The 24,250-nt window shown below is 55.3% G+C and carries 23 protein-coding genes; 14 read left to right on the top strand and 9 right to left on the bottom strand.

Going from position 1 to position 24,250, the window contains the following annotated elements; genetic code table 11:
- Positions 1–221 precede the first annotated feature (221 nt).
- A complete protein-coding gene (locus V3C40_RS07145) occupies positions 222–785 on the top strand; it encodes a hypothetical protein (RefSeq protein ID WP_331777013.1) in 564 nt (187 codons plus the stop codon).
- Between the two features lie 817 nt (positions 786–1,602).
- Complete coding sequence (locus V3C40_RS07140; RefSeq protein ID WP_331777012.1) at positions 1,603–1,938, top strand: FKBP-type peptidyl-prolyl cis-trans isomerase; 336 nt, start codon at positions 1,603–1,605, stop codon at positions 1,936–1,938.
- Between the two features lie 16 nt (positions 1,939–1,954).
- Here the strand turns inward: V3C40_RS07140 and V3C40_RS07135 are convergent, their stop codons facing one another.
- From V3C40_RS07135 to V3C40_RS07110, 6 genes are all read right to left on the bottom strand, one after another.
- Positions 1,955–2,431, bottom strand: a complete 477-nt coding sequence (locus tag V3C40_RS07135) for a DUF2726 domain-containing protein (protein WP_331777011.1) — start codon at positions 2,429–2,431, stop codon at positions 1,955–1,957.
- A 97-nt stretch (positions 2,432–2,528) separates the two neighbouring features.
- Positions 2,529–3,242 (bottom strand): YjjG family noncanonical pyrimidine nucleotidase, encoded by a 714-nt coding sequence (locus V3C40_RS07130; protein WP_331777010.1) that lies wholly within the window; start codon positions 3,240–3,242, stop codon positions 2,529–2,531.
- A 158-nt stretch (positions 3,243–3,400) separates the two neighbouring features.
- The gene (locus V3C40_RS07125; protein WP_331777009.1) at positions 3,401–3,793 is read right to left on the bottom strand and encodes an STY0301 family protein; all 393 of its coding nucleotides are present in this window, start codon (positions 3,791–3,793) and stop codon (positions 3,401–3,403) included.
- Positions 3,794–4,051: 258 nt separating this feature from the next.
- Positions 4,052–4,543, bottom strand: coding sequence for a DUF4265 domain-containing protein (locus tag V3C40_RS07120; RefSeq protein WP_331777008.1), 492 nt, complete (start codon positions 4,541–4,543; stop codon positions 4,052–4,054).
- 119 nt (positions 4,544–4,662) lie between these two features.
- Positions 4,663–5,268: a glutathione S-transferase gene (locus V3C40_RS07115; RefSeq protein ID WP_331777007.1), complete on the bottom strand. Its 606-nt coding sequence runs from the start codon at positions 5,266–5,268 to the stop codon at positions 4,663–4,665.
- A 71-nt stretch (positions 5,269–5,339) separates the two neighbouring features.
- Entirely contained in the window at positions 5,340–6,059 is a 720-nt protein-coding gene (locus V3C40_RS07110; RefSeq protein ID WP_034747863.1) for a Crp/Fnr family transcriptional regulator, read from the bottom strand.
- A gap of 480 nt (positions 6,060–6,539) precedes the next feature.
- Here V3C40_RS07110 and V3C40_RS07105 point away from each other — a divergent pair, with 480 nt between their 5' ends.
- Complete coding sequence (locus V3C40_RS07105; RefSeq protein ID WP_331777006.1) at positions 6,540–8,225, top strand: methyl-accepting chemotaxis protein; 1,686 nt, start codon at positions 6,540–6,542, stop codon at positions 8,223–8,225.
- Between the two features lie 10 nt (positions 8,226–8,235).
- Here the strand turns inward: V3C40_RS07105 and V3C40_RS07100 are convergent, their stop codons facing one another.
- Positions 8,236–8,454 carry an oxidoreductase-like domain-containing protein gene (locus V3C40_RS07100; protein WP_331777005.1) on the bottom strand — a complete coding sequence of 73 codons (219 nt, stop codon included), beginning with the start codon at positions 8,452–8,454 and terminating at the stop codon, positions 8,236–8,238.
- A 374-nt stretch (positions 8,455–8,828) separates the two neighbouring features.
- Between V3C40_RS07100 and V3C40_RS07095 the strand changes: the two genes are divergently transcribed.
- The gene (locus V3C40_RS07095; protein WP_331777004.1) at positions 8,829–10,373 is read left to right on the top strand and encodes a DEAD/DEAH box helicase; all 1,545 of its coding nucleotides are present in this window, start codon (positions 8,829–8,831) and stop codon (positions 10,371–10,373) included.
- Between the two features lie 211 nt (positions 10,374–10,584).
- On the opposite strand, the gene V3C40_RS07090 is transcribed toward V3C40_RS07095, so the two are convergent.
- The gene (locus V3C40_RS07090) at positions 10,585–11,817 is read right to left on the bottom strand and encodes a lipopolysaccharide biosynthesis protein (protein ID WP_331777003.1); all 1,233 of its coding nucleotides are present in this window, start codon (positions 11,815–11,817) and stop codon (positions 10,585–10,587) included.
- A gap of 306 nt (positions 11,818–12,123) precedes the next feature.
- Positions 12,124–13,230 carry an MraY family glycosyltransferase gene (locus V3C40_RS07085; protein WP_331777002.1) on the bottom strand — a complete coding sequence of 369 codons (1,107 nt, stop codon included), beginning with the start codon at positions 13,228–13,230 and terminating at the stop codon, positions 12,124–12,126.
- A gap of 1,021 nt (positions 13,231–14,251) precedes the next feature.
- On the opposite strand from V3C40_RS07085, the gene rfbB reads away from it, so the two are divergent.
- From rfbB to V3C40_RS07035, 10 genes are all read left to right on the top strand, one after another.
- Positions 14,252–15,325, top strand: a complete 1,074-nt coding sequence (gene rfbB, locus V3C40_RS07080) for a dTDP-glucose 4,6-dehydratase (RefSeq protein WP_331777001.1) — start codon at positions 14,252–14,254, stop codon at positions 15,323–15,325.
- Entirely contained in the window at positions 15,322–16,218 is an 897-nt protein-coding gene (gene rfbA / locus V3C40_RS07075; RefSeq protein ID WP_070301302.1) for a glucose-1-phosphate thymidylyltransferase RfbA, read from the top strand. Before rfbB ends, rfbA begins: the two co-directional genes overlap by 4 nt.
- A 2-nt stretch (positions 16,219–16,220) precedes the next feature.
- Positions 16,221–16,772, top strand: a complete 552-nt coding sequence (gene rfbC, locus V3C40_RS07070; protein ID WP_331777000.1) for a dTDP-4-dehydrorhamnose 3,5-epimerase — start codon at positions 16,221–16,223, stop codon at positions 16,770–16,772.
- Positions 16,769–17,638 carry a dTDP-4-dehydrorhamnose reductase gene (rfbD, locus tag V3C40_RS07065; RefSeq protein ID WP_331776999.1) on the top strand — a complete coding sequence of 290 codons (870 nt, stop codon included), beginning with the start codon at positions 16,769–16,771 and terminating at the stop codon, positions 17,636–17,638. The genes rfbC and rfbD overlap by 4 nt, the downstream gene beginning before the upstream one ends.
- Before the next feature lie 93 nt (positions 17,639–17,731).
- Positions 17,732–18,730, top strand: a complete 999-nt coding sequence (locus tag V3C40_RS07060; protein ID WP_070301305.1) for a WxcM-like domain-containing protein — start codon at positions 17,732–17,734, stop codon at positions 18,728–18,730.
- Positions 18,731–18,732: 2 nt separating this feature from the next.
- On the top strand, positions 18,733–19,836 hold the full coding sequence (locus tag V3C40_RS07055; RefSeq protein ID WP_331776998.1) for a DegT/DnrJ/EryC1/StrS family aminotransferase: 1,104 nt from the start codon (positions 18,733–18,735) through the stop codon (positions 19,834–19,836).
- Positions 19,837–19,843: 7 nt separating this feature from the next.
- The gene (locus V3C40_RS07050; RefSeq protein WP_070301307.1) at positions 19,844–21,094 is read left to right on the top strand and encodes an O-antigen translocase; all 1,251 of its coding nucleotides are present in this window, start codon (positions 19,844–19,846) and stop codon (positions 21,092–21,094) included.
- A gap of 114 nt (positions 21,095–21,208) precedes the next feature.
- Complete coding sequence (locus tag V3C40_RS07045; protein ID WP_331776997.1) at positions 21,209–22,309, top strand: glycosyltransferase family 4 protein; 1,101 nt, start codon at positions 21,209–21,211, stop codon at positions 22,307–22,309.
- The gene (locus tag V3C40_RS07040) at positions 22,237–23,316 is read left to right on the top strand and encodes an EpsG family protein (protein ID WP_139143260.1); all 1,080 of its coding nucleotides are present in this window, start codon (positions 22,237–22,239) and stop codon (positions 23,314–23,316) included. Before V3C40_RS07045 ends, V3C40_RS07040 begins: the two co-directional genes overlap by 73 nt.
- An 8-nt stretch (positions 23,317–23,324) precedes the next feature.
- Positions 23,325–24,233, top strand: coding sequence for a glycosyltransferase family 2 protein (locus tag V3C40_RS07035; protein ID WP_331776996.1), 909 nt, complete (start codon positions 23,325–23,327; stop codon positions 24,231–24,233).
- Positions 24,234–24,250 lie beyond the last annotated feature (17 nt).

Here is a 24,250-nt window from a genome sequence, read left to right as displayed (position 1 = left end):
CTTGGTGGCGATTTTTGGGGCAGTTACCTTATTTACCATGTTCTTACTCCTTCTAATAGATGGATGAATGCAAGAGCTACGGATGTGACTGTTGGATTTTACTGCTTTTGCTGGATGAATATACAGTTATTTTCTGTTGAGGACGGCTGCTTGCCGGAAATAGCCCGAAATGCTCTAGGTTGTGCGTTAGAATTTCCATTCATGTTGATTAATGGCAATGTATGACGCATATGAAGTCTAAGAGTCGAGCCGAATCCGAGGAAAAGTACCGTGAGGCGCGACTGGTCGCGATGGCGACCTTGGAGCCAGAGGTCCGGCATCTAACAGGACTTGAAGTCAGGTTGATGGAAATCGATCACGTTGCGTTGGCTGCGACTGAAGTCTGGCGCGCGGCGTATAGTGATGTTGGGAGGCTGGCTCATGTGCCCGGTTGGGATTGGTACAAAGAAGCGCGGCGATTTGGTCGCCGTTCAAGGAGACTTGAGTTGGCGATTTGGGTGGGTGATACGCTCTGCGGGCTTGCACTGGGGCGCATCAGTGACCGTCGTGTCGTGGCAACCATACATCTATTGGAAGGCAACCCAACAGGGAACCCGCTAGGTGGAAAGGTCATTCTAATCGCGACTCGCTTTTTGGAAGTCCTTGCTCTTACTTTGGGGTGTAGGGAAGCGGCTATAGACTCCCCTGTCTCCGCGCTTGTGGCTCGCTATCAATCTGCTGGCTTCGTCAAGGAAGTGACGAAAGGTAAGAAAATTGTTAGATTGGCAAAATCTGTCGCGCCTTGACGGGTGACGTATTGCCCTTATTTGGTATATTGTGAATTGGAGTGGGAGGTGATCATGAAATCGAAACCGGCATTTAAGGCCAATAGCGTTAAAGGCACTTCTGTTACTTCTAAGCCAGTTGCAGGATCGGCTCTTGCCCACGCCTCCAAGTCACTTGCGGGATCGGTAGTTGCACAGGCATCCAAGTCACATGCAGGATCTGCATTTGCCCAGGCTTCCAAGTCACTTGCGGGAACGGTAGTTGCTCAGGCATCCAAGTCACATGGAGGATCAGCACTTGCCCAAGCTTCCAAGTCACTTGCGGGATCGGTAGTTGCACAGGCATCCAGGTCACACGCAGCATCAGTCCTTTCGCAAGCTTCCAAGTCAGCTTCTGGGTCGTTTCTGTCTCAAAAAAATATGGAAAACGTTAGCAAGTACATGACGCGGACTCATGAGTCTTTTGCACGTGGTCTTGCTGTGTCGTCCTTGGATTCTGAGCGGGGTGCCTTGGCGGGAAAAACTCATAAGCGATGATTGTTGATCTTTCTTTGTCGGCCATACAGGCTTCCGTAGGGCGTCAACTAACTGTCAACGGCATAGCTGTTCAATGCAGAGATAATGCTGGGTTGGTTTTTGTAAGCCATTGATTTTATGGATAAAGCAGGTCTATTGCAGCCTAGTCTTAGGGACTCATAATCCGTTGGTGCCGTGTTCGACTCACGGGAGGCCCACCAGAATTTAGCAAGAATAGAACGAGCCCCGACAGGTGACTGCCGGGGCTTTTTTCGTGCTGTCGTACAATCGCGGCATAGCGATTGATGAAGGATGAAACGAGATGACGGCTGAAGTGAAGATGGAAGATATCGTGGTGGGTGATGGCAAGGCGGCGGCGCGTGGTGCGCTGGTGACTGCTCACTACCGGGGCTGGCTGGAAGATGGGACGGAGTTTGACTCGTCGCACGAGCGGGGCGAGCCTTTCCGCTGTGTGTTGAGTAATAACAAGGTGATTCAGGGCTGGATTTTGGGTTTGCACGGCATGCAGGTGGGCGGCACGCGCAAGCTGTGGGTGCCGGCGGCGCTGGCATATGGTGAGCGGCAGGTGGGATTGATTCCGCCGCATTCCAATTTGATCTTCGAGATTGAATTGCTGGAAGTGCTGACGCGCGATTGATGCCTGGATGGTGTCATCAGGCAGATACGACGCCGGCCTTTTTCAGCAGCAGTTGCTCGATGTCGGCGCGCAGCGCCTGCTGGGTGGGGAAGGTGAGATAGCGCAAGGTCACATAGCCTGCCAGCCTGAGCATGGCGTCGCGCTCCCTGTCCTGGCGTTCGCGGCCGGCGTGGCTGCGGTCGTCGAGCTCGATGACGGCAATGACGTGCAGTTGCTGGCTGCACAGAACAAAATCGGCCACCTTGCGGTCAAAACGGTTTCTGTTTGCCCATCCCTTCGCCGTCACCAGCGCGGAAAATGCCACTTGTGCCAGTACCGTGCACTCCGGCAAGGCCGTATGCAGCAGGTGGTACATCTGTTGTTCGCGCGCTGTCATGACGGGTTTTCTTTGCAGCCTCAGCGGCTTGCGCGACTTGGCCGCCTGACGCGTGACCAGCAAGGCAAAGAACAGGATCAAGGCCGCGATGGCGAGCAGGACGGTGTAGGAAGGCATAAGCTGGCACCAATATGGACGAGTCCTGATGGTACGCGAGTAGCGGCGCGTTTTCGTGCCGCTGCCAGCGTATTTCAGGTGGTGCGCTTGTTGGCGATCAAGCCTGTTTTAAGTTCACCGGTATCACGTCCAGCGCCGGCACGATGTCATGCAGGCTGGCCACTTCATAGGTGGGAATGGCGGCCGAGGTATTGGCCATGCTGTCCGGGTTGAACCAGCAGCTGGCTATGCCGTAGCGGTTCGCGCCCAGGATGTCGGCGTCCAGGCGGTCGCCGATGATGATGGTCGTATCCTTGCTGAATGCGCGCGCCATGTTGGCGGCATATTCGAAGAAGCGCACGTCCGGCTTGGCGTGGCCGCACGCTTCCGAGGTGGCGACGAAGGAGATGTAGTCGCTCAGGCCGGAGGCGGCGATGCGGCGGTTCTGGATGGAGTCGACGCCGTTGGTGATGATGCCCACTTCGCCGATGCGCGACAGCGTTTCGCACACTTCTCTGGCGCCATCGATGAGCACGACCGTGTCCGGCAGGGAGTCCAGATATAAACGGCTGGCCAGTTCCGGATCGATGGCGATGCCGTTCAGCGCAAACGTCTTGCGGAAGCGCTCCACTTTCAGGAAATCTTTGGTCACGTCACCCGTTTCGAAACGTCTCCACAGGTCGACGTTGATCGCCTGGTATTGGGAAAACAGCGCGTCGATGTTGTCGCGCAAGCCCAGTTCGTGCATGGTGTGCAGGAACGAGCGTTTTTCGGATGCCCGGAAGTCGAGCAGGGTATCGTCGAGGTCAAACAGGAATAGCTTGTATTTCATGGCGTGTCATTGAAAGGAACTTGTCTTGCATCGTAGCACGTAGCGATGAGTTCGGTTGGCCGTGCCCTGTGAGGGCGATCCACCACAACCGCTGCCAGACTTGTCACACGCAATCCGTTTTTCCCCATGAGCATGCATGAGAAATTCGGCCCAGCGTACTATTTGCACTGAAAACTTACTATCTTCGTTCGCTGTTGAATGGCTGCGGTGCACTGTTTGACTCCCGGCAAATCCATGCGCAGGTAGCGTTCGGTACCGGTATATAGGCAGTCCACCTGAAACAGATAGTGGGGGGCATCGAAATTGATATTCCAGCGTTGATACAAGGTGCCGGCACGTGTCCACTCCCTGTCTGGTGCCAGGATAGGCAAGGCGGCGCCGTTCGCTGGCGGCTGATTCGCCGGATAGGACAGCACGCGCACGCTGTCGAGCCTGGCGGCTGGCAGGTCCCAGGTCAATGGAGCTGCTTGCGGGCAAGAAAAAGGGGCTGCTGCAGTTGGCTGCATCGTCGTGACCGCGATAGCCAATGCCAGCAGTGCGAGCGGCTTCATTCGACCACCGAATAGATTTCGGGGCGATCAAAGCGACGAGGCACGGGCGCCAGTGAGGTGCCTGGCAAGGGTGACGCACTCGCCATTTCCTACGATCTCTTTTTGCTTTGCATAGTCGGCACGCGCAATGTAGGGCATAGCGTTCTCTCTGTGGTTGACGGTAGAGAGAGCGTACGCAAGATGCGGGCAAGTATCTTGATGTGCGCCAGGGCAATACGACGCATTGACGCGTGTCATGGCCCTGGCGCACGGGCAACCTTACATATCCACCCACCAGTTGAGCAAGGTTTCATCATCGTCATCATCGAGGTTGACGTAGATGTTGGCGAAGTACCATTCGACGCCCGTCGCTTCGCGGAAGGCGTCGAAGGGACCGTTGACGCTGTAGATGCCGTGGTGCCCCGGCACGCTGAAGGTGAGGTTGCCCTTGTACTGGCCGTCCATGGTGCCGCCCAGCTGCTCTTGCACATCGCGTTCGAGCTGGTCCACTGCCTCTTGCGACACGTCGTCGGCATAGATCTGGATGCAGAAGTTACCGCCGCGCTTAAGCACTTCGGCGGGAGCGAGCGGGTCGGCGATGCTGATGATGTCGCCGCGCGCCAAATTCAGGGTCAGGCCGGGCGAGGCCAGCAGTTCGTAGACGTGCTCGTCGATCTGGCGCGCCGGCAGGGTCTCATACACGGGGCCGTCGGTGTTTTCGCCTGCCAGTACGCGGATGTGCGGCAAGCCTTCGCAATTGATGTCTTCCATTCATTCTTTCATGGTGCCGGCGCGCCGCGCTGTTGGCGCGCCAGATAGGGGAATGCCAATATTGTACCGGGTGCGTGCCTGCTGGGGCCGCAGCTGGCGCAGGCAGTTCGCCCGGTGGTTCAGACTGGCGGCGTGGCCAGGAAGGCAGGCAGGGTTTCCGCCGAGCGCGTGTAGGCGTGGATGGCCGGGTAGTCGGCCGGTTTGACGATATCGGGCGTTTCCAGCAGGGCAAAGCTCCAGCCGACGGCAATGGTCACGCCCGTCTGGTCGATGGTGCCCGTCTCGCCAGGCAGAGGCAGGCGCGCGCATTCCTGCTCCAGCAGGTTCCACGCGGCGTGCAGTTGCATGCTGACCCGTTCCAGCCATGGCGCGTGCTGTTTGTCGAGCGGACGCAGCTTGCGTTCGTAGACGATTTGCACGGCTTTTTCATAGGCGGCCAGCGCCAAGCCTGTCAGGCGCAGTGCGTGCACGCTGTCGTTGAGGTCAGGTAGGGAGGTGGCGGGGCGCTGCAGCGACAGATATTGCAGGATCAAGGTGGAATCCATCAGTACTTGCCCGTCGTCCAGGACCAGGGTCGGCACCTTGATGACGGGATTGATTTCGCGCACGGCATCCATGTTGCGGAATACGGACAGCGGCAAGTGCTCGTAGTTAATGCCCTGCAGTTGCAAACAGATGGCGACCCTGCGCACATAGGGCGAGTCGAGCATGCCGATCAGTTTCATGGCCAGTCTCCGGGGAAGTCAGCGGGAATGCCTACGATACCCGCTTGCCTGCCCGTTTGCCAGCATGGTGCTTAATTGTGTGCGCTGATGCCGCTGCGGAATTGTTCGAAACCGGCGCGGGCGGCCTTGTAGCAATTGCCGGCGGCCGCTTCCAGGCCTTCGCGGTCGAGTACTTCGACCGTGCCGCGGCGGTACTGGATCAAGCCTTCGTCCTGCAGCTTGCGGGCCGTGACGGTGATGCTTTCGCGGCGCACGCCCAGCATGTTGGCCATGGTGTCTTGCGTCACCTTCAGCTCGTTCGACAGGGAACGGTCGAGGCGATCCAGCAGCCAGCGGCACAGTTTTTGTTCGATGCTGCAATGGCGGCCCCCCACCACGTTCTGCGCCATTTGCGCAAACATGGCGCTGGTGTAGCGCATCAGCAATTGCGCCAGGGCGCCGCCTTCATTGAACACTTCGCGCAGGAAGGCCGTTTTCAGACGGTAGCCGTAGCCGGCCGTTTGCACGATGGCCGTGCAGGTGGCGCGCTCGGCTTCGTACAGCACCACGCCGGCCACGCCTTCGCGGCCGACGACGGCGATCTCGGTGGTGGCGCCGTCTTCCATCACATACAGCAGGGAAACGATGGCATTGGTAGGGAAATACGTGTATTCAATCTTGCCGCCGCAATCGAACAGGTGCTTGCCGGCAGGCAAAGCGACCAATTCCAGTTGGCAAAACAGGCGCTCCAGATCGGCGCGCGACAAGGCACGCAGCAATTCGTTCTGTTGCGCGCCCGTGATGCTGATCATGGGTGTGGCGGGCGCGGCTTGCCAGTTGTGCTGGGCGGCTGCGTGGGTATTCGTTGCTGGTGTCAGGTTGCTATAAGCTTTGTACATGGTAGGGCCTCGTCTTCTGATTTTGTTGGATGGCGCTGCTTTTATGGCTTGCTAGCGTTGTGCTGAATCTTGTATCCACTATAGAACCAGGGGGCGCCGGCGGGCATCGGATGAGCCGACGTGCTTATGTAGGCTAGGAACATTGCCTCGTGTCATCCGACTCCTACGCCTGCTACTGCATTTTTCCTTGTGGAAACAAGCGTGCTGGGAAAAAAATGCCGTGCTGCCCGCTATGCGAGAACTTTGGCTGCACGCCGCGATCAAACCACTCTGCGCTGCAGTACGACGGTGATAAAATGTTGCATTGCGGAAATTCGATTTGTGTGCCGGTATGAGCTTGCTCTCCATCTCTGCTCACTTTTGTCCCGTTCGTTTAATGAAGGAAAGCAACGCATGAAATGGTTTTTTGATTTGAAAATTGCCACCAAGCTGATCTTGTCGTTTGGCGCCGTGCTGTTATTGACGGCGGCCTTGGGCGTGTCGGCGATCTTGTCCATGGCGCGCATCAATACCGCGTCGACCGACCTGTCCGACAACTGGATGCCCAGCGTGCTGACGGCCATGAATATGCGCAGCGATGTCAGTGATTTCCGCCGCTGGGAGCTGGCGCACATGCTGGCCGCGCAGGATGCCGACATGGTGCAGAACGAAACGCGCATGACGGAAACCCAGGCCAAGCTGAAGGCCGATGCCGACAAGTACCGCAGCCTGATTTCCGCAGCGGGCGAGAAGGAAGTGTTCGAGCGCTTCCTGGCGCTCAACGATGAATTCATGCGCCTGCATGCAACCATGCTGAGCCTGTCGCGCGAGATGAAAAAGGAAGAGGCGCGCGCGCTGGCCGTGGGGCCGTCGGCCAAGGTCATGACGGACATGATGGCAGCCTTGGATAAACTGGTGTCGATTAACACGGACGGCGGCGTGCGCTCGAGCGCCAGCGCCGATGCAACCTATGCGGCCTCGCGCGCCAGCCTGATCGGCTTGGTAGTGGGCATCGTCGTCATCGGCATGCTGCTGGCGCTGTGGGTGGCGCGCAGCGTGGCGCGTCCGCTGATCGAGGCCGTCGGCGTGGCGCGCCAGGTGGCGGCCGGCGATCTGACGGCGCATATCGTTGTGCAATCGCAAGACGAAACGGGGCAATTGATGCAGGCCCTGAAAGACATGAATGCCAGCCTGCAAAAGCTGGTGGGCCAGGTACGCAGCGGCACCGATACCATCGCCACGGCGTCGAGCCAGATCGCGGCCGGCAACCAGGATTTGTCGTCGCGCACGGAAGAGCAGGCCAGTTCGCTGGAAGAAACAGCTTCGTCGATGGAAGAGCTGACGTCGACCGTGAAGCAGAATGCGGACAATGCGCGCCAGGCCAACACCATGGCGCAGACCTCGTCGAGCATCGCCATCGAGGGCGGCAAGGTCGTCGGCGAAGTGGTGGGGACGATGGCGTCGATCAACGAATCGTCGCGCAAGATCGTCGACATCATCGCCGTCATCGACGGCATTGCTTTCCAGACCAATATCCTGGCCCTGAATGCGGCCGTCGAGGCGGCGCGTGCGGGTGAGCAGGGGCGCGGCTTTGCCGTCGTGGCCACGGAAGTGCGCAACCTGGCGCAACGCTCGGCCGCGGCAGCCAAGGATATCAAGGTCCTGATCGGCGATTCGGTCGAGAAAGTCGAGGCGGGATCGAAACTGGTGGACCAGGCGGGCCGCACGATGGATGACATCGTTGCCAGCATCACCCGCGTGACGGACATCATGAGCGAGATCACGGCCGCCAGCAGCGAGCAGAGCGCCGGTATCGAACAGGTTAACCAGGCCATTGCCCAGATGGACCAGGTGACGCAGCAAAATGCGGCCCTGGTGGAAGAGGCGGCCGCGGCAGCCGAATCGATGCAGGAACAGGCTGCCAGCCTGAGCGCCGTCGTCAGCGTCTTCAAGCTTGACGTGGCCAGCGCCGCCGCGAACCGGCCGCGCGCACCCGTCACCGTCAAGACGCCGGCAGCCGTGACGCCGGTACCGGCGCCGCGTCAACTGGCCAGCACGGCGCGTCGCGCGGCACCAGTCGATGAGTGGGAAAGCTTTTAAGTGAATGAAGTCAAGCGCGCTTGCGCGGCTTCTTGACGCCTGGGGCAGCGGGCGCGGCAGCGGCTTGCTGGCGCTGTTGCCAGGCCTTCAGGGCTTCTTCGTAGGCGGCCAGGTCTTCCTGGTACATTTCCAGCACGCAAAAGGTACAACCGCTATGGCAGCACTCGTCATTGCCCGGTTTACTGGGGGGCTGCGGTTGCGGATCGTGGGCTAAGGGCGGGGGGGACATGGTGAGGGCAGGGGATGGAGCGGCAGGGATCGGAGCAGGCATTGGAACGGCATCATACGGCATTCCTGCGAGCCATTGCTGGAATGCTTTTTGCTCAAAAATCACGGTTTCCGTGTACAGTTGCGGTGAATTAGGGTATCGTTTACAGCACTGATATTGTATCTTCTGCGCGCGATGTTCCGCCGGCGCGATCTCCGCCGCCATCGCAGCACATCTCTTCGACGCTCCCGCATACGCCTTCCAGCATGTCCCGGAGCACAGAGGTGCCGCAAGAACAATGATCCATGGCTTGCAAGACGGAGCTGCCTGTGCCCCGAAATGTTGTTTATTGAGAAAGCATGGCTTCCGCAGTGCGGAGGCACACCAGAAAATTTATGTCTGAAACCGAATCGACTCCTACGCCCAGCCCGGCAATTGTCCCTGAAGCGGCGCCCGCCGCCGCTGCACCAGCACCTGCCGCATCCGCTGCTCCCAGCCTGACCTTTGCCGACTTCGGCCTCGCGCCTGAAATCCAGCGCGCACTGACCGACCAGGGCTACACCCATCCGACACCGATCCAGGAACAAGCGATTCCCGTCGTGCTGCAAGGCCGCGATGTGATGGGTGCCGCGCAAACGGGCACCGGCAAGACAGCCGGTTTTTCCTTGCCGATCATCCAGTTGCTGATGGCGCATGCCAGCAGCAGCATGTCGCCGGCACGCCACCCGGTGCGTGCGCTGATCCTCACGCCGACGCGTGAACTGGCGGTGCAGGTGGCCGAAAACGTCAAGGCCTACGCCCAGCACACGCCGCTGCGTTCGACCGTCGTCTTCGGCGGCATGGACATGAAGCCGCAAACCGTCATCCTGCGCGGCGGCGTGGAAATCGTCATCGCCACGCCAGGCCGCCTGCTCGACCATATCGAGCAAAAGAACATCAGCCTGAGCCAGGTGCAGATGCTGGTCATGGATGAGGCGGACCGCATGCTGGACATGGGCTTTTTGCCGGACTTGCAACGCATCATCAACTTGCTTCCGAAACAACGCCAGAACCTGATGTTCTCGGCGACGTTCTCGCCAGAAATCAAGAAGCTGGCCGCGACCTTCCTCAACGATCCGCTGACGATCGAAGTGGCGCGCAGCAACCAGACGGCCGACAAGGTCACGCAAGTGGTCTACAAGGTGACGGAAGACCAGAAGCATGCCCTGGTAGCCCATCTGCTACGCCAGCGCGACCTGAAGCAGGTTATCGTCTTCTCGAACACCAAGATCGGTGCCTCGCGCCTGGCCCGCGTGCTGGAACAGGAAGGCATGAGCGCCACGGCGATTCACGGCGACAAGAGCCAGCAGGAACGCATGGCGGCGCTGGAATCGTTCAAGAAGGGCGAGATCGACGTGCTGGTGGCCACCGACGTGGCGGCGCGCGGCCTGGATATTTCGGACTTGCCTTGCGTCATCAACTTCGACTTGCCGTACAACGCGGAAGACTATGTGCACCGTATCGGCCGCACGGGCCGTGCCGGCGCCTCGGGCGATGCCATCTCGATTTACTCGGATAAAGACGAGCGCTTGCTGGCCGATATCGAGAAACTCATCAAGCAAAGCATCAAGCGCGGCGAATTGACGGGCTTCAATCCCGCTCCTGCCCGCAGCAGCGATAGCGAGCGCCGCCCACCGCGCCGCACCGAAGGTGGCGAGGCGCGTCCCGCACGCGCCCCGGAGAGCCGCCATGCCGGCGAGAGCCGCGACAGCCGTTCCGCCGAGCGCGGTGCGCGTCCCGCCTTTGGTCCTGGCGCCCGCCGCGAGAAGGCCGATCCCTGGTTCCTGAAGCCATATGAGCCCGCCAAAGCAGCCGCTCCCGCTGCCGCCAGCATGGCGCCTGCCGCGGCCAAGCCGAAGCAGAAAATTGCTGCTTTGCTTGGTGGACTAGTCAAACATTAACGTGGATGGCATGGGGTTAGACAAGTACTAACGTTTTACGGAGAAATGATGAACAGCCAGGTTTTACCTGGCTGTTTTTTTGCTGGGGTGGAAGCTACATGCATCAGGCAGCTTACGCATTTCCTCTGCATGAGCGAGGCACTGTTGTGCATCTTTCGGCGACTGTTTTGCCTAAGTATATCTCGCAGAATACAGGCATGACATAGGGCGCTTACTTGAGCAGACTGAGGTTGTTTTCGCGCCACCAGTTGCGGCCAATAACAAATACCAGCGAAAGGAGCAGGCCGAAAAGTGCGGCCTTGCCGACGACATGCGAGAGTCGGTCGGCACGATTTTCTGGCAAGCTTGGACCTGCAATAAAGCGGCTCTTTTCCAAGTAAATATTCAGTGCATTTTGATTGTCGATCGTGATGGAGTTGTAAACTTGCTTGATCACTTCGTCATCCATATTTTTTCCCTTGAATACTTCGATTTTCAGGGGTTCCAGTCCACGCAGCACTTCCTCTCCCGAGCGGGTGTTGTCGATCAGGTCTTTGGCCTTTTTATAGTATTCGAGGAGCAAGACATTTTTACTTTGTTCCGTTTTTGCCTGCAGAATGGCTTCGTTGGCCTCTGAAATCTCTACTTCGCTGGTCATTAATTGCGTGACTGGCGACAGATAGCGGGCATTGTCATCATTGATCGTGACGATCTGGCGTGATGGCTGACTGGCAGGCTCGGGATAGCGGTTGACGATCTGCTTCAGGTCACCACCCTTGCGCTTGAATTTTTCCAGCCGTTCTTTTTCCTCGATGATATCGTTATCGAGCTTGGTGATTTTTGTGGTAATTTCGGTTTGCTTGAAGCGCAAATTATCTGAATAAATCAGGTAAATGATCGTATCGATCGTATAGCGCCCCATCAGCGCAACCATGCGCTGGGCTCCCTCTGGAGTATCGTTGATTGCGCTGATCCGCAGGCCGATGACATTGTTATTTCCGTCTTTTACTTCACCGGCTAATTCCTTGGCATCGAGCTTGGTAAACGGAAAAACAGGTTCGATCATTTGACTGATGCCTTCGCGCGCAGAAAATACGCGGCGCATTTTTTCGAAATCCTTCGCATCAAGCGTTTTGTTTTTTTCCGAAAATTCGATAAAGCGTCCGCTGGTATTGAACGCGGCAGCATAGCGTTTGTAATTCGCCAAGCTGATGCCAGGGTTGGGTTCTGGATCTTTGACGCTCTTTTGTACGGTAACGGGGATTGGGCCACCGAATTGAAAGAATCCTTCGCTGCGGTACTTTGGGAAAGCATACACAGTGGCAGCCCCAATGGTTGCACTTAATATGGTGATGCCAAGAATGATGCGGCGGGAATGCCACAGGGAAGCCAGGAAATCGTTGAAATTAATGCTTTCGTCTGCAGGATGATTTCCTTTTTCCCTTAGTTGCGAAGATTGGTCCATGAAATTTTCTTTAATAAAAACGTTTGAGGTGAGCTGGGGCGCAGCGGTCCAATACAGTTGGCAAAAATGATCATTCAGCGACCTTGCTGACTTGCGGGCATTTCCCGTCGGAGCCAAGTCTGGCAGTCAAACAACTGCTCTGCGCAGTCCTGCGTGGCAGTGAGAGGCGCAATATGGACGTACTCATGGATACCGCAAGCGCACATTATAAATGGCGCTGGCAGGGACAGGATGACAAATTGTGAGGATTTGTTAGGCCGCCGGGTGAGCTCGGCGGTGCGGTGTGCCATGTCCCACTGAAATGGCTTATTTTTTCTTGCGTAAACTCTGCCTTAGAATCATCCATTGCGGCGATTTAAAACGCACAATTTGCGTATACAGCCATACGTAGGTGACGATAAACAGCATTGAAAAGGCGACTAGTACCCATTGGTAGCGCCAGAAGAGCGTAGCAGGGATCACGGCAGTCAGTGACAGCAGCCACAGGTAGGGGGCCGTCAACGAGTTGCGACGCGTCAGCGCATGAGCGTCGCGCTTGCCTATCGTCCAACGCACTAGACGCTTAAATACCAGCATGTGCAGGTGGATACCATCGGGTAATCCAGGCGAGACGCCGCGAATGAATTTTCGGCGGTAGATCGAAAAGATGGTCTCAAAGACGGGATAAATCATCAGCAAGACCGCATACCATGCAGAAACTTCTTTGTTGCGCACAACCAGCAATACCGCCAGTTCGCCGAGCATGAAGCCGATGAAATACGCACCCCCATCGCCCAAGAAAATCAGTCCGTTCGGATAATTCCAGACGAAGAAGCCTGCAATCGCGCCAATCAGTATCAGGCAGGCTGCCATGACATGAAAGTCCCCGACCAGAAATGCGACATACGCCATGGACAGAAGCATGAAAATCGACACGACACTTGCCAGGCCATTAAAGCCATCGATGATGTTGATGGCATTTGCGATGCCGGCCACCGCAAGCACGGTCAACGGCAATGCAATCCAGGCATATTTGAGCCAGGCATCCACCAGAGGAATGTCGATACGGACGATCTTCGCATCCATTACATAATAACCAATGACGACGGATATCATCGTCAGCAGCAACCGGCGGAATGCACTGACTTGCTTGGTGAAGTCTTCGACAATGCCGCAGCCAAATGCCAGACTGGCACACAGGACCAACAGAAACACCCATGCGCCCACCTCTGGTGTTCTCCAGAAAGTGACCGCAGTGCCTGTTAGTGTCGCCGCATAAATTGCCAGCCCACCGATACGTGGCACGGGTCTGGCATGAATTTTTTGCACACTGGCCAGGTCATGATCCAGCATCTTCTTCATGTTTCTGGATAGCTTAACAATAAAGAGTGTTGCAAAGAATGCGGTGATGAAACTGACTACAACTGAAAGCATAATATCCAATTAAAAAATGACTAAGAACCCCGGCTGGGAGCGCCTGTTGCAACTTGCTGCGGACCTTTGTTCCGTTACGCTGTTACCGCAACATCTCTGCACGCTACGGTTTGTCAGGCGTTATAACTTTATGGAGCGGACTAAATCAATAAATCTGCTTGCCGTACCGGCCACGCGGCGCAGTTTGCGACTGTGGCGGGGAGCTGACTTGAGGTAGGCAAGGCCCGCGCTGTGAGATGGGTAGCTAACGTCGCATCTGTTTGCCTCGTTCCCTGCATCGGTTCCAGGGCCTGCGTGTTCATGACGGTGACTGCCTGTTCGGGCGCATGCGACAGATTGATCTGTTCCCGGAAACAGTCAAAGCGCAGCCACGCCAGGCCTGGTATCCGAAGTTCGGGATTGAAAAAATACCATGCCCCAGTCAGTCCTGATCATAGCCGATTCTACGGTTGAGCAGAAGAACTGTAAAACAGATAGTGCCGATAGTGTGTAATTTATTTTATTTCTTCATTTCTAAAAATATTTAATTGGATACAGTTGTTACTGGACGTAACCAAGCTTTTATTTTATTTAAAAATGTTGTAAATTCCGTAAAATTTTTTTGAGTTATCAGGTGGTAAATTGCGTCGATGTGAAAAAAGCAACCGCCTGGATTGATCAAGTATATATTTTACGCTATGCGAAGTGTTCTGCTGCGGATGATTCCGCAAGATATTGTGCGCAGGATCGCTGTTCATCTGAATGAGCGTACTTTTGCAGGGTAAGTATATTTTCTTTTTGGAATTATTGCTTTGGGTGTGGCATTTTCTTTGGCCATGTCTGCGCAAGTATTTGCCGCAACTCCATGTGGCTGCGTAAAATGTGGGGTCGGCCCTAGAGGGCCTGATGAAGCCGTGGAAATATTGCAGTCGTCCGGGGGCGGCGTAATTCCAGTAGGTGTCATGAGATCGCAGTATTTTGCTTGAAAAGACACTTCCATGTATTAAAATTGTTGTATTTTTCTGACGTATGGGGTATAGAGATGATTGTAGTGACCGGCGGTGCTGGCTTTATAGGATCAAATTTCGTAAATGACTGGCTTGCCTTCAGCGACGAGCCGATTCTTAATCTGGATAAGCTAACTTATGCAGGAAATTTGAATAATCTAAATGCACTGAGCGATGATGCCCGGCACGTGTTTGTGCAAGCCGATATTTGCGATCGCGCTCAGCTCGAGGCGTTGTTTTTTAACAACATGCCGCGCGCCATTGTTCATTTCGCTGCAGAAAGCCATGTGGATCGGTCCATTCTCGGCCCTGGTGAGTTTATCAATACAAATATTAACGGCACATTCAGCTTGCTCGAAGCCGCACGCACCTATTGGTCTGGCCTGCCTGACGAGGAGCGTGCCACTTTCCGCTTTCTGCACGTCTCAACCGATGAGGTCTACGGTACGCTGGGACCAGATGATGCGCCCTTCAGCGAGACGACCCCGTATGCGCCCAATAGTCCTTATTCAGCCTCCAAGGCCGCGTCGGATCACCTCGTTCGCGCCTATCATCATACGTATGGCTTGCCGACGCTGACTACAAATTGTTCGAATAACTATGGACCGTATCACTTCCCCGAGAAGTTGGTTCCCTTGATCATTGCAAATGCGCGGGCAGGCAAACCCCTGCCGATTTATGGTGATGGACAGCAGATTCGCGACTGGCTGTATGTCAGTGATCATTGTGCCGCCATTCGCCGCGTACTCGAGGACGGGCGTTTGGGGGAGACTTATAATATTGGCGGATGGAACGAGAAAGCCAATCTGGATGTCGTACATACTCTATGCGACATGCTCGATGAGCTGTCGCCGAAGGCGGCTGGCGGATCGTACCGGGAGCAAATCACGTATGTGGCGGATCGTCCCGGCCATGATCGCCGCTATGCCATTGATGCTCGTAAAATCGAGCGGGAATTAGGTTGGCGGCCGGCGGAAACGTTTGAGAGCGGCATCAAAAAAACGGTGCAGTGGTATCTGGCTAATCAGGAATGGGTGGCCGATGTGCAATCGGGTGCTTATCTGAACTGGATGGAAAAGAATTATGCGGCGCGCAAGGAGGCGCCATGAGCGCGCCAGCGTTGGCGCGCAAGGGCATTATCCTTGCAGGCGGTTCCGGCACCCGCTTGTATCCCGTGACGATGGCCGTGTCCAAGCAGTTACTGCCTGTTTATGACAAGCCGATGATTTATTATCCGCTGACCACCTTGATGTTGGCGGGCATTAAAGAAATATTGATCATTTCAACGCCGCAGGATACGCCGCGCTTTCAAGAGCTGCTGGGAGATGGCAGCCAGTGGGGCATCAGCTTGAGCTATGCGGTGCAGCCTACGCCTGATGGCCTGGCGCAGGCATTCATCATTGGCCGCGACTTCATCGGCGATGCGCCGTCGGCACTCATATTGGGCGATAATATTTATTATGGTCATGATTTTGAGGCGCAGCTGTGTGCAGCGAGCAACCGTCATGAAGGCGCCACGGTGTTTGCCTACCATGTGCACGATCCGGAGCGCTACGGCGTGGTGGAATTTGATGCGCAGCGCCGGGCAATCAGCATTGTGGAAAAGCCAACGGCGCCGAAGTCTTCCTATGCGGTAACCGGCTTATATTTTTATGACAAGCAGATTTGTGATATCGCCGCTGAGATCAGGCCGTCGGAGCGGGGTGAATTGGAAATTACCGATGTCAATCGGGTCTATCTGGAACGCGCCCAGCTCAATGTCGAACGCATGGGACGTGGCATGGCCTGGCTGGATACCGGTACACATGAATCCCTGCTGGAAGCGGGCCAATTCATCGCCACCATCGAAAATCGCCAGGGTTTGAAAGTGGCTTGTCCTGAAGAAATCGCGTATCGCAAGGGGTATATCGATGCGGAGCAATTGCTTCAGCTTGCCCAGCCCCTCAAGAAAAATGCATACGGGCAGTATCTCTTGCGTTTATTAAATGAAAAGATCTTCTGATTATGCAAATCCATACGACTGCAATACCCGATGTACTGATTATTGAACCCAAGGTGTTTGGCGACGACCGGGGATTCTTCTTCGAGAGCTACAATGCCGCCCAGTTTGAAAAACTGACGGGAATTGCGCCCCATTTCGTGCAAGACAATCATTCCAAGTCCGCAAAAAACGTACTGCGTGGTTTGCATTACCAAATCCGCCAGCCACAAGGCAAACTAGTTCGCGTGACGGCGGGCAGCGTCTACGATGTTGCAGTCGACCTGCGCAAGAACTCGCCCACTTTCGGTCAATCTGTTGGCGTAGTCTTGTCCGCGGAGAACAAGCGGCAGTTATGGATACCGGCTGGCTTTGCACATGGCTTCATGGTGACCAGCGACAGCGCGGAATTTCTCTACAAGACGACGGATTACTGGGCACCTGAGTTCGAGCGCTGTATTTTATGGAATGATCCTGCACTGAACATCGTATGGCCAATCCATGAGGGAGAAGTTCCTCTCTTGTCCGCCAAGGATCAACTTGGCAAGTTGTTGGCTGATGCCGAGGTATTTGAGTGAAGATTTTGCTTACGGGAAATACGGGCCAGTTGGGCTATGAGCTTGAGCGCAGCTTGCAGGGGCTTGGCGAAATCGTAGCCCTGGGCCGCGGCAAACTTGATTTGTCGAATCTCGACCAGATCCGTGATGTCATTCGCACGGTAAAGCCTGGGTTGATCGTCAATCCTGCCGCATATACTGCGGTTGACAAGGCGGAAACCGAGGTTGAACTGGCCATGCGCATCAATGCGGAAGCTCCGGCCGTCATGGCGCAGGAGGCGAGGAAGCTTGGCGCGGCAATGATCCATTACTCGACCGATTATGTCTTTGACGGCACTAAATGCAGCCCGTACGTGGAAGATGACCCGACTTGCCCGATTAATGTGTACGGACGCAGCAAGCTTGCTGGTGAACAAGCTATCCAGGCCGCTGGCATCCCCCATTTGATCTTTCGCACGAGCTGGGTCTATGGCATGCGCGGAAAGAATTTTTTGCTGACCGTGCTGCGTCTTGCCCAGGAGCGCGAGGAATTGCGTATTGTTGGCGACCAGCATGGATCGCCAACATGGTGCCGCTCCATCGCCGATACGACAGCGCATATTCTCGCTCAAACACAGGCCAGTGACGATCTGCAGTCCTGGTGGCAGCGGCATTCCGGCGTTTATCATCTGACGGCACAGGGGCAAACAACGTGGGCTGGTTTTACACAGGAAATTCTGAACAATGCCGCATTGCCCAAGTCGCCAGTTGTCACGGCAATCACGACCGATGCGTATCCGTTGCCAGCGCCTCGCCCAGCGTACTCTATCTTGTCTTGCGAGCGCCTGAAACAGGCATTTTGTGATTTGCCTGCATGGGACGATGCTCTAAGATTGTGCATGCATTGATGCCCACAAGGCCGTCCGCGTGCGAGTGGCGGCCGTATTGGGTAGATACGAATTGAAGTGGCATTTTTGACAACTATGATTGCAAGGCCTTTAATGACTGAAAAAAAACATATCCATTCCCACGCGATTGTCGAGCCAGGAGCGTCGATTGGCACCGCGACCAATGTATGGGCGTTTGCGCATGTATTGGGCGGTGCGCGCATTGGTGCCGAGTGCAATATCTGCGATCATGTGTTCATTGAAAATGACGTGGTGCTAGGGGATCGGGTCACCATCAAATGTGGCGTGCAATTATGGGATGGGATCACCATTGGCGACGATGTCTTCATCGGCCCGAACGCGACCTTTGCCAATGATAAATTCCCCAGGAGCAAACAATATCTGGCAGAAGTCGCGCGGACAAGCATTCGCCGTGGCGCCTCCATTGGCGCCGGCGCTGTCATCCTGCCAGGTATCGTCATTGCCGAAAATGCGATGGTGGGTGCCGGTGCGGTCGTGACCAAGAACGTCCCGCCCCATGCCATCGTTGTGGGCAACCCTGCGCGCGTGGTCGGATATACAAACGCTAGTCCGAATGCAGTGCAAGCGCCGTTGCTTGGCACCGCTGGCGCGTCGGAATTTACCAAGGACGGAGCGCCTTCTCACGTCAATGGTGTGCGTCTGTACAAGTTTCCTTTGATTAAGGACATTCGCGGCTCCTTGTCGGTGGGTGAATTCCAGAAGGAAATCCCCTTTGATGCTGCACGCTATTTCCTTGTCTTTGACGTTCCCAGCAAGGAGCTGCGCGGCGAACACGCACACCATGCATGCCATCAATTCCTCATTTGCGTTCATGGGTCTTGCGCTGTCGTCGCAGATGATGGCAATGTGCGCCAGGAATACATGCTGGACGCTCCCAACCTGGGTATTTATTTACCGCCGCTGACGTGGGGGGTGCAATACAAATACTCTCCGGACGCCGTGTTACTGGTTTTCGCATCCCATGTGTATGATGCAGACGACTATATTCGCGATTACAGCGATTTCCTTTGCATTACCGCATCCTTATCCGGTGCGGATCCGATATCTTCACTGATTGAGCAGAAAAAATAATAATGGCTATCCCCTTCCTTGATTTAAAAGCAATTAATCTTGAACACGCAGCAGCACTTGAAAGCGCATTTCACCGTGTGCTGCATTCCGGCTGGTATGTGCTGGGCAAAGAAGTCGAGGCTTTCGAGCAGGAGTTTGCTCGTTATTGCCAAGCGGACCACACCGTCGGCGTGGCCAATGGCCTTGATGCCATCTTCCTGATCCTCAAGGCATACGGCATCGGGCCTGGCGACGAGGTGATCGTTCCCAGCAATACTTATGTGGCTACCTGGCTGGCGGCGACGCATTGTGGCGCCGTTCCTGTGCCAGTCGAGCCGGACGCGCGTACCTACAACATCGATCCGGCGAAAATTGAAGCGGCCATTACCGCGAATACCAAGGCCATCATTGTCGTCCACCTGTACGGACAGCCTGCCGACATGGATGCCATCAATGCCATTGCGCAGAAGCATGACTTGAAAGTGATCGAGGATGCGGCCCAGGCGCATGGCGCGTTATACAAGGGCCGCCGTGTGGGCAGCCTGGGCGATGCCGCTGCATTCAGTTTCTATCCGGGGAAAAATCTCGGCGCGCTGGGCGATGCGGGCGCGGTGACGACCAATGATGCCGTCCTTGCGGACAATCTGCGCGTGTATCGGAACTACGGCTCGCGTATCAAATATCACAATGAAGTGGCGGGCTTCAATTCGCGTCTTGATGAGTTGCAGGCGGCACTATTGCGCGTCAAATTACCGGATCTTGATGCGTCGAACAGCAAGCGTGGCGAGATTGCCCGCATGTACAATGACAAATTGAAGGATGTTCCCGGCATCGTCCTACCCCATGTGCCCGAGTGGTGCGACCCCATCTGGCATCTGTATGTCATTTGCACGCCAGAACGCGGCGCCTTGCAAGCGGCATTGGGCGAGGAGTCCATCGGCACCATGATTCATTACCCGGTACCGCCGCATCTGCAGCCCGCCTATGCCGAGCTGGGTTACAAGACTGGCGATTTCCCTATCGCGGAACAGGTGCACCAGCAGATTATCAGCTTGCCCATGGGGCCAACCATGTCGGAAACGGATGTTCAGCAAGTCGTCGATGCCGTGATCAGCAGTTTGAAATGATCCAGTAGTGAAGAAATTACTGACGGTCACTTTGTTCAGTGGCTTGCTGACGTTGCTGCGCATGGCCAGCGGTTTTGTCATTGCCAAGGTTGTTGCGGTGTACACAGGACCGAGCGGCATCGCCATGCTCGGGCAAGTTCAAAGCCTCATCGCCGCTCTCAATGGCGTGGTGGCGGCGCCTGCGGGCAACGGTGTCGTGCGCTATACGGCTCAGCACCATGAAGCTGGTCCGCAGGCATGCGCACCGTGGTGGAAGGCGGCGCTGAACTGGATCTGCTTGTTGATGGCCGTCATGATTCCTGTGATTTGCCTGTGCGCGCAGCCATTGGCCATCTTGGTGTTCGGCGAGGCGCGCTATTTCTGGCTGGTTATCATGGCGGCCCTGGCTTTGCCATTTTCTGCTGCGAATACCTTGATCGCGTCGATTCTCAACGGCCAGCAGCAATATCGTCGCTACGTGGGCTTGGGCATTGTTTCCGTGATGATTGCCACGGTGATTATGGTTGTGCTGGTGGTACACGAGAACCTGAATGGCGCCCTGATTGCGGCAGTTTTATTTTCCGGCATATCCGGCCTTATCATGTTGCTCGGTGTAGTACGGCAGCCATGGTGCCGCCTGCGATTCTGGTGGGGCCGGGCCAGCAAGGCTGAGTTACGTGGTATTGGCGCCTATGTGGTGATGGCGGTGACAACGGCATTGACCATGCCGATGGCCTTGCTTGTAGTACGTAACATTCTGGTCAGCAAAACGGGATGGGAGCAAGCCGGCCAATGGCAGGCGGTGTGGAAGATCTCCGAAGTGTATCTTGGGGTGATCACAATGGCGCTGAGCACGTATTTCTTGCCGAAGCTGGTGTCACTCACCGGTAGTGATGCCATCTTGAAAGAGATCCGCAGCACCGCCAAGATCGTCATGCCGATCGTTGCGCTGCTTGCGCTGAGCGTCTATGTGTTGCGCGATGTCGCGCTCTCCTTGTTGTTTACCGAAGCATTCCGTGCTGCACGTGATCTTTTCGCCATTCAGCTTGTCGGCGACGTGTTAAAAATACTGTCTTTTCTGTATGCCTATCCTATGGTATCGAGAGGCGCCACACGTTGGTTCATGGCTGCCGAAGTGATTTTTGCCCTGCTTTTTATCGTGTTGTCCTATTTTTTGATTGGCCAATATGGCGCGCATGGCGCAAACATTGCCTATGCGGTCAGCTATTTTTTTTACCTGATATTTGCCTGGGCAAACGTTCGGAATTTTTCCCGCTGAGAGGCACTGCGCCGCTCAATTGAAAGCGGACGGTTCCGAAGACCGCGCCGCTGGAGCGTAATACCAGGTAGTGCATTTTCATTCGTTCGTATATATATACCCTGAGAAAGTTACATGAAGATTCTGATTCCTATTTTGATTTTTGCCCGTTCAGGCGGTAGCAGGGTATTGTCCGAGCTGGCGAATGAATGGGTCAAATCAGGAAACGACGTGGCGTTCTTGTGTCCCGACAGTAGCGACGCCCCCTACTTTCCCACCATTGCCCGCATCCTGTGGGTGAATGACAAAGGACAGATTGCGGCCGAGCGCAATCCACTGGCCAAGCCAAGTGGCCGCTATCATTTGCAAGCGCTGTATGCGGGACTGAAGGCCGTGGGGGCGGAATACGAGCTGATTCTGGCTAATCAATCGCTAACGGCATGGCCCGTGGCGCTGGCATCGTGCGGCAACGCCAAGAAGGCCTACTACGTCCAAGCGTATGAGGCGGAATACTATGTCAACATGAAGACCGCCAAGGACCTGGTTTTGGCAGCGATTTCCGCCCTGTCATACCAGTTGCCACTCAAGAAAATCGTGAATGCGCCGGTGTATTTTCGTTATAAAAATCTGCGGGCCAGCGATTTTGTTCCACCTGGAATGGATCTTGACGTCTTTAAACCTTTGGCGGCGCCCCGCGATATCGATAGCACCGAGACCATCATCATCGGCTGTATTGGGCGCCATGAACCTGAAAAAGGCACCATTTACGTATTGCGGGCATTTGAGCAACTGGCGAAACTCGATCCGCGTTTCCGCTTGCGCGTAGCGTATGGAAATTTGCCACAAGGATGGCAGCACGAAAAATGTGAAGTCGTTGTGCCAAAAAGCGATGCGGAGCTGGCCGACTATTACCGCAGCGTCGATATTCTTGTTTCTCCTGGTACGGTCCAGCATGGCGCGCCGCATTATCCCGTGCTGGAGGCACTGGCAACGGGCGCGGCCGTCGTGACAACCGGCTATATGGGTGCGACGCAAGATACTGCCTGGCTTGTGAAAAACAAGGATGTGCAAACCATTGTCGAGCGCATACAGGAATTGGTCCGGGATGGCGCCGCGCGCCGGGCGAAGATCGCCGCCGGATTGCTGACTGCACAGGCGTTTTCGTGGAAAGCCGTTTCGGCCAAGATGATGGCGATTTTCGTGCGTACCCTGTTTGGCGACAACGCGAAAAAATGAAGCCAATACGTTTGACGGACAAATCGCAAATCCGCCTGCTGCTGGGAATTGCATTTTTGCTGGTATGCATCGCCGGTTTTCGGCAAGTGGGATTTGACCGTGATTCCCTGCAATATTTGGAGAGCTACCAGGAATTTGCAGGACTGCTGGGCGCTGACTTGCGGACCCGGGAGCCAACCTTCTGGCTGATCACGGCGATAGCCAAGATGTTGCCCGGCGATGGATTCCGCTGGGTCCTGTTGGCGTATGCTGTTTTGGGAATGGCGATCAACGTCAAGGCCATCCAGAAAATCTCGCCATATCCCATCATGGCGCTGATTTGCTTTGCCTTTTTGTACTTCCCGTTGCATACCATGACACAAATTCGGGCCAGCATCGCTTGTGGCCTGTTGTTGCTGGCGATCCCCGATATTGCGGATCGCCGCCTCAAGGATTTTCTCATCAAGGTGGGGATGGCAACCTTGTTCCATTATTCGGCGATTATTCTGGTTCCCCTTTACCTGATCCGCTTGAACAGGCTCGACTTCAAGCTGTATGCGATTCTGCCGCTGGCCACGCTGGCATTTTCACTGGTGAATGGTTTGCTGTTGCAGGCAATGGCTTTTCTCGCGCTGGCGCTGCCGGAAGTGCTGGGTTACAAGATTTCGATCTATCTGACATTATTGGAGAGCGAGGAAAAGGCGCCCATTAACCTTTTCAGCCTGTACTACCTGAGCGTGCTTTTTGTTTATTATTTGTGCATTTTTAATATAAATAAATTCAGTTCGAAATATGAAGTGCTTTGCATAAAAATACTGGGCTGGTCACTGGGGATTTATTATGCGATGTCTTTCCTGCCGGTAGTCGCTGTGCGTATCTCGGAAATGCTGGGAGTGGTGATTGTCATTGTCATCCCGGCGCTGGTGCACAAGATCAAGGGACGCAATGAGGTGTTGTTGATTACTTATGCATGGCTTTTTGCCATATTTTTCAATAATGTCATCTTGCATGAATTATTCAATTTTTAGGAAAATCGATGGTTTATGATATCGATGCTGTCTTTGTAACATATAGGCCGGATTTTTCTGTCTTTGAACAGGCATTGGATAGTATAAAAAACCAGGTCCGCACAGTTTATATCGTCGATAATTCGGCAAGTGCTGACGTGGCCAACAGATTGCGGGCGCTGGAAACCAGGGTGCCGAATGTGCGCCTGTTGCTGCTGGAGCGTAATGCCGGCATTGCCAAGGCCCAGAACATGGGCATGGCCAAGGCCATGGAGGAGGGCGCGCAGCTGTCCTTGCTGAGCGACCAGGACACTATCTATCCGCATGATTATGTGGCAAACATGCTTGAGAACTACCGCGGTCTTGGCCACGCTGACCGCCTGGGGGCGATTGCCCCGGATTTTCAGGAGGAAAACAAGGCCAGCGGCGAGGGAGAAGGTTTTTTCGAGCTTCAGGGAGTCAACTCGGTCAAGGTGGCGTCTACCCAGTCCTTGGTCGAGGTTGCGCAGGTGATTGCCTCGGGGATGATCATCAATAATGCGGCCCTGGCCCACGTGGGCATGATGGACGAGGAGCTGTTTATCGATTGGGTCGATTTTGAGTGGTGCTGGCGCGCGCGTGCGCATGGCTATCGTATCATCGGCTGCCGCAACGTGGTCATCCGCCATACCTTGGGTGACGGCGCCGTGAAGGTGGGAGCGAAGACGTATTCGCTGCATACACCGCAGCGCAATTATTATATTGTCAGGAATGGTATTGCCATTGCATTGGGCAAGAAATATCTGGGAGCGGGTGTGCGCCTGGGGATTTTTCTCAAATCGTTACGCTATATGGTGGCGTTCAGTATGTTTGGTGATCAGCATCTGAAAAATCTTGTGTATTGTTGCCGGGGCTTTGCGCATGGTGTCATTGGCCGCCTGGGACCGCTTGAAAATTAGAATAAGATGATAGCCGT

This window comes from Janthinobacterium sp. LS2A, assembly GCF_036543145.1.
Taxonomy (GTDB): Bacteria; Pseudomonadota; Gammaproteobacteria; order Burkholderiales; family Burkholderiaceae_D; genus Janthinobacterium; species Janthinobacterium aestuarii.
Note: the sequence above shows the minus strand (reverse complement) of the source record. Positions and strands in the feature narration are given on the sequence as shown.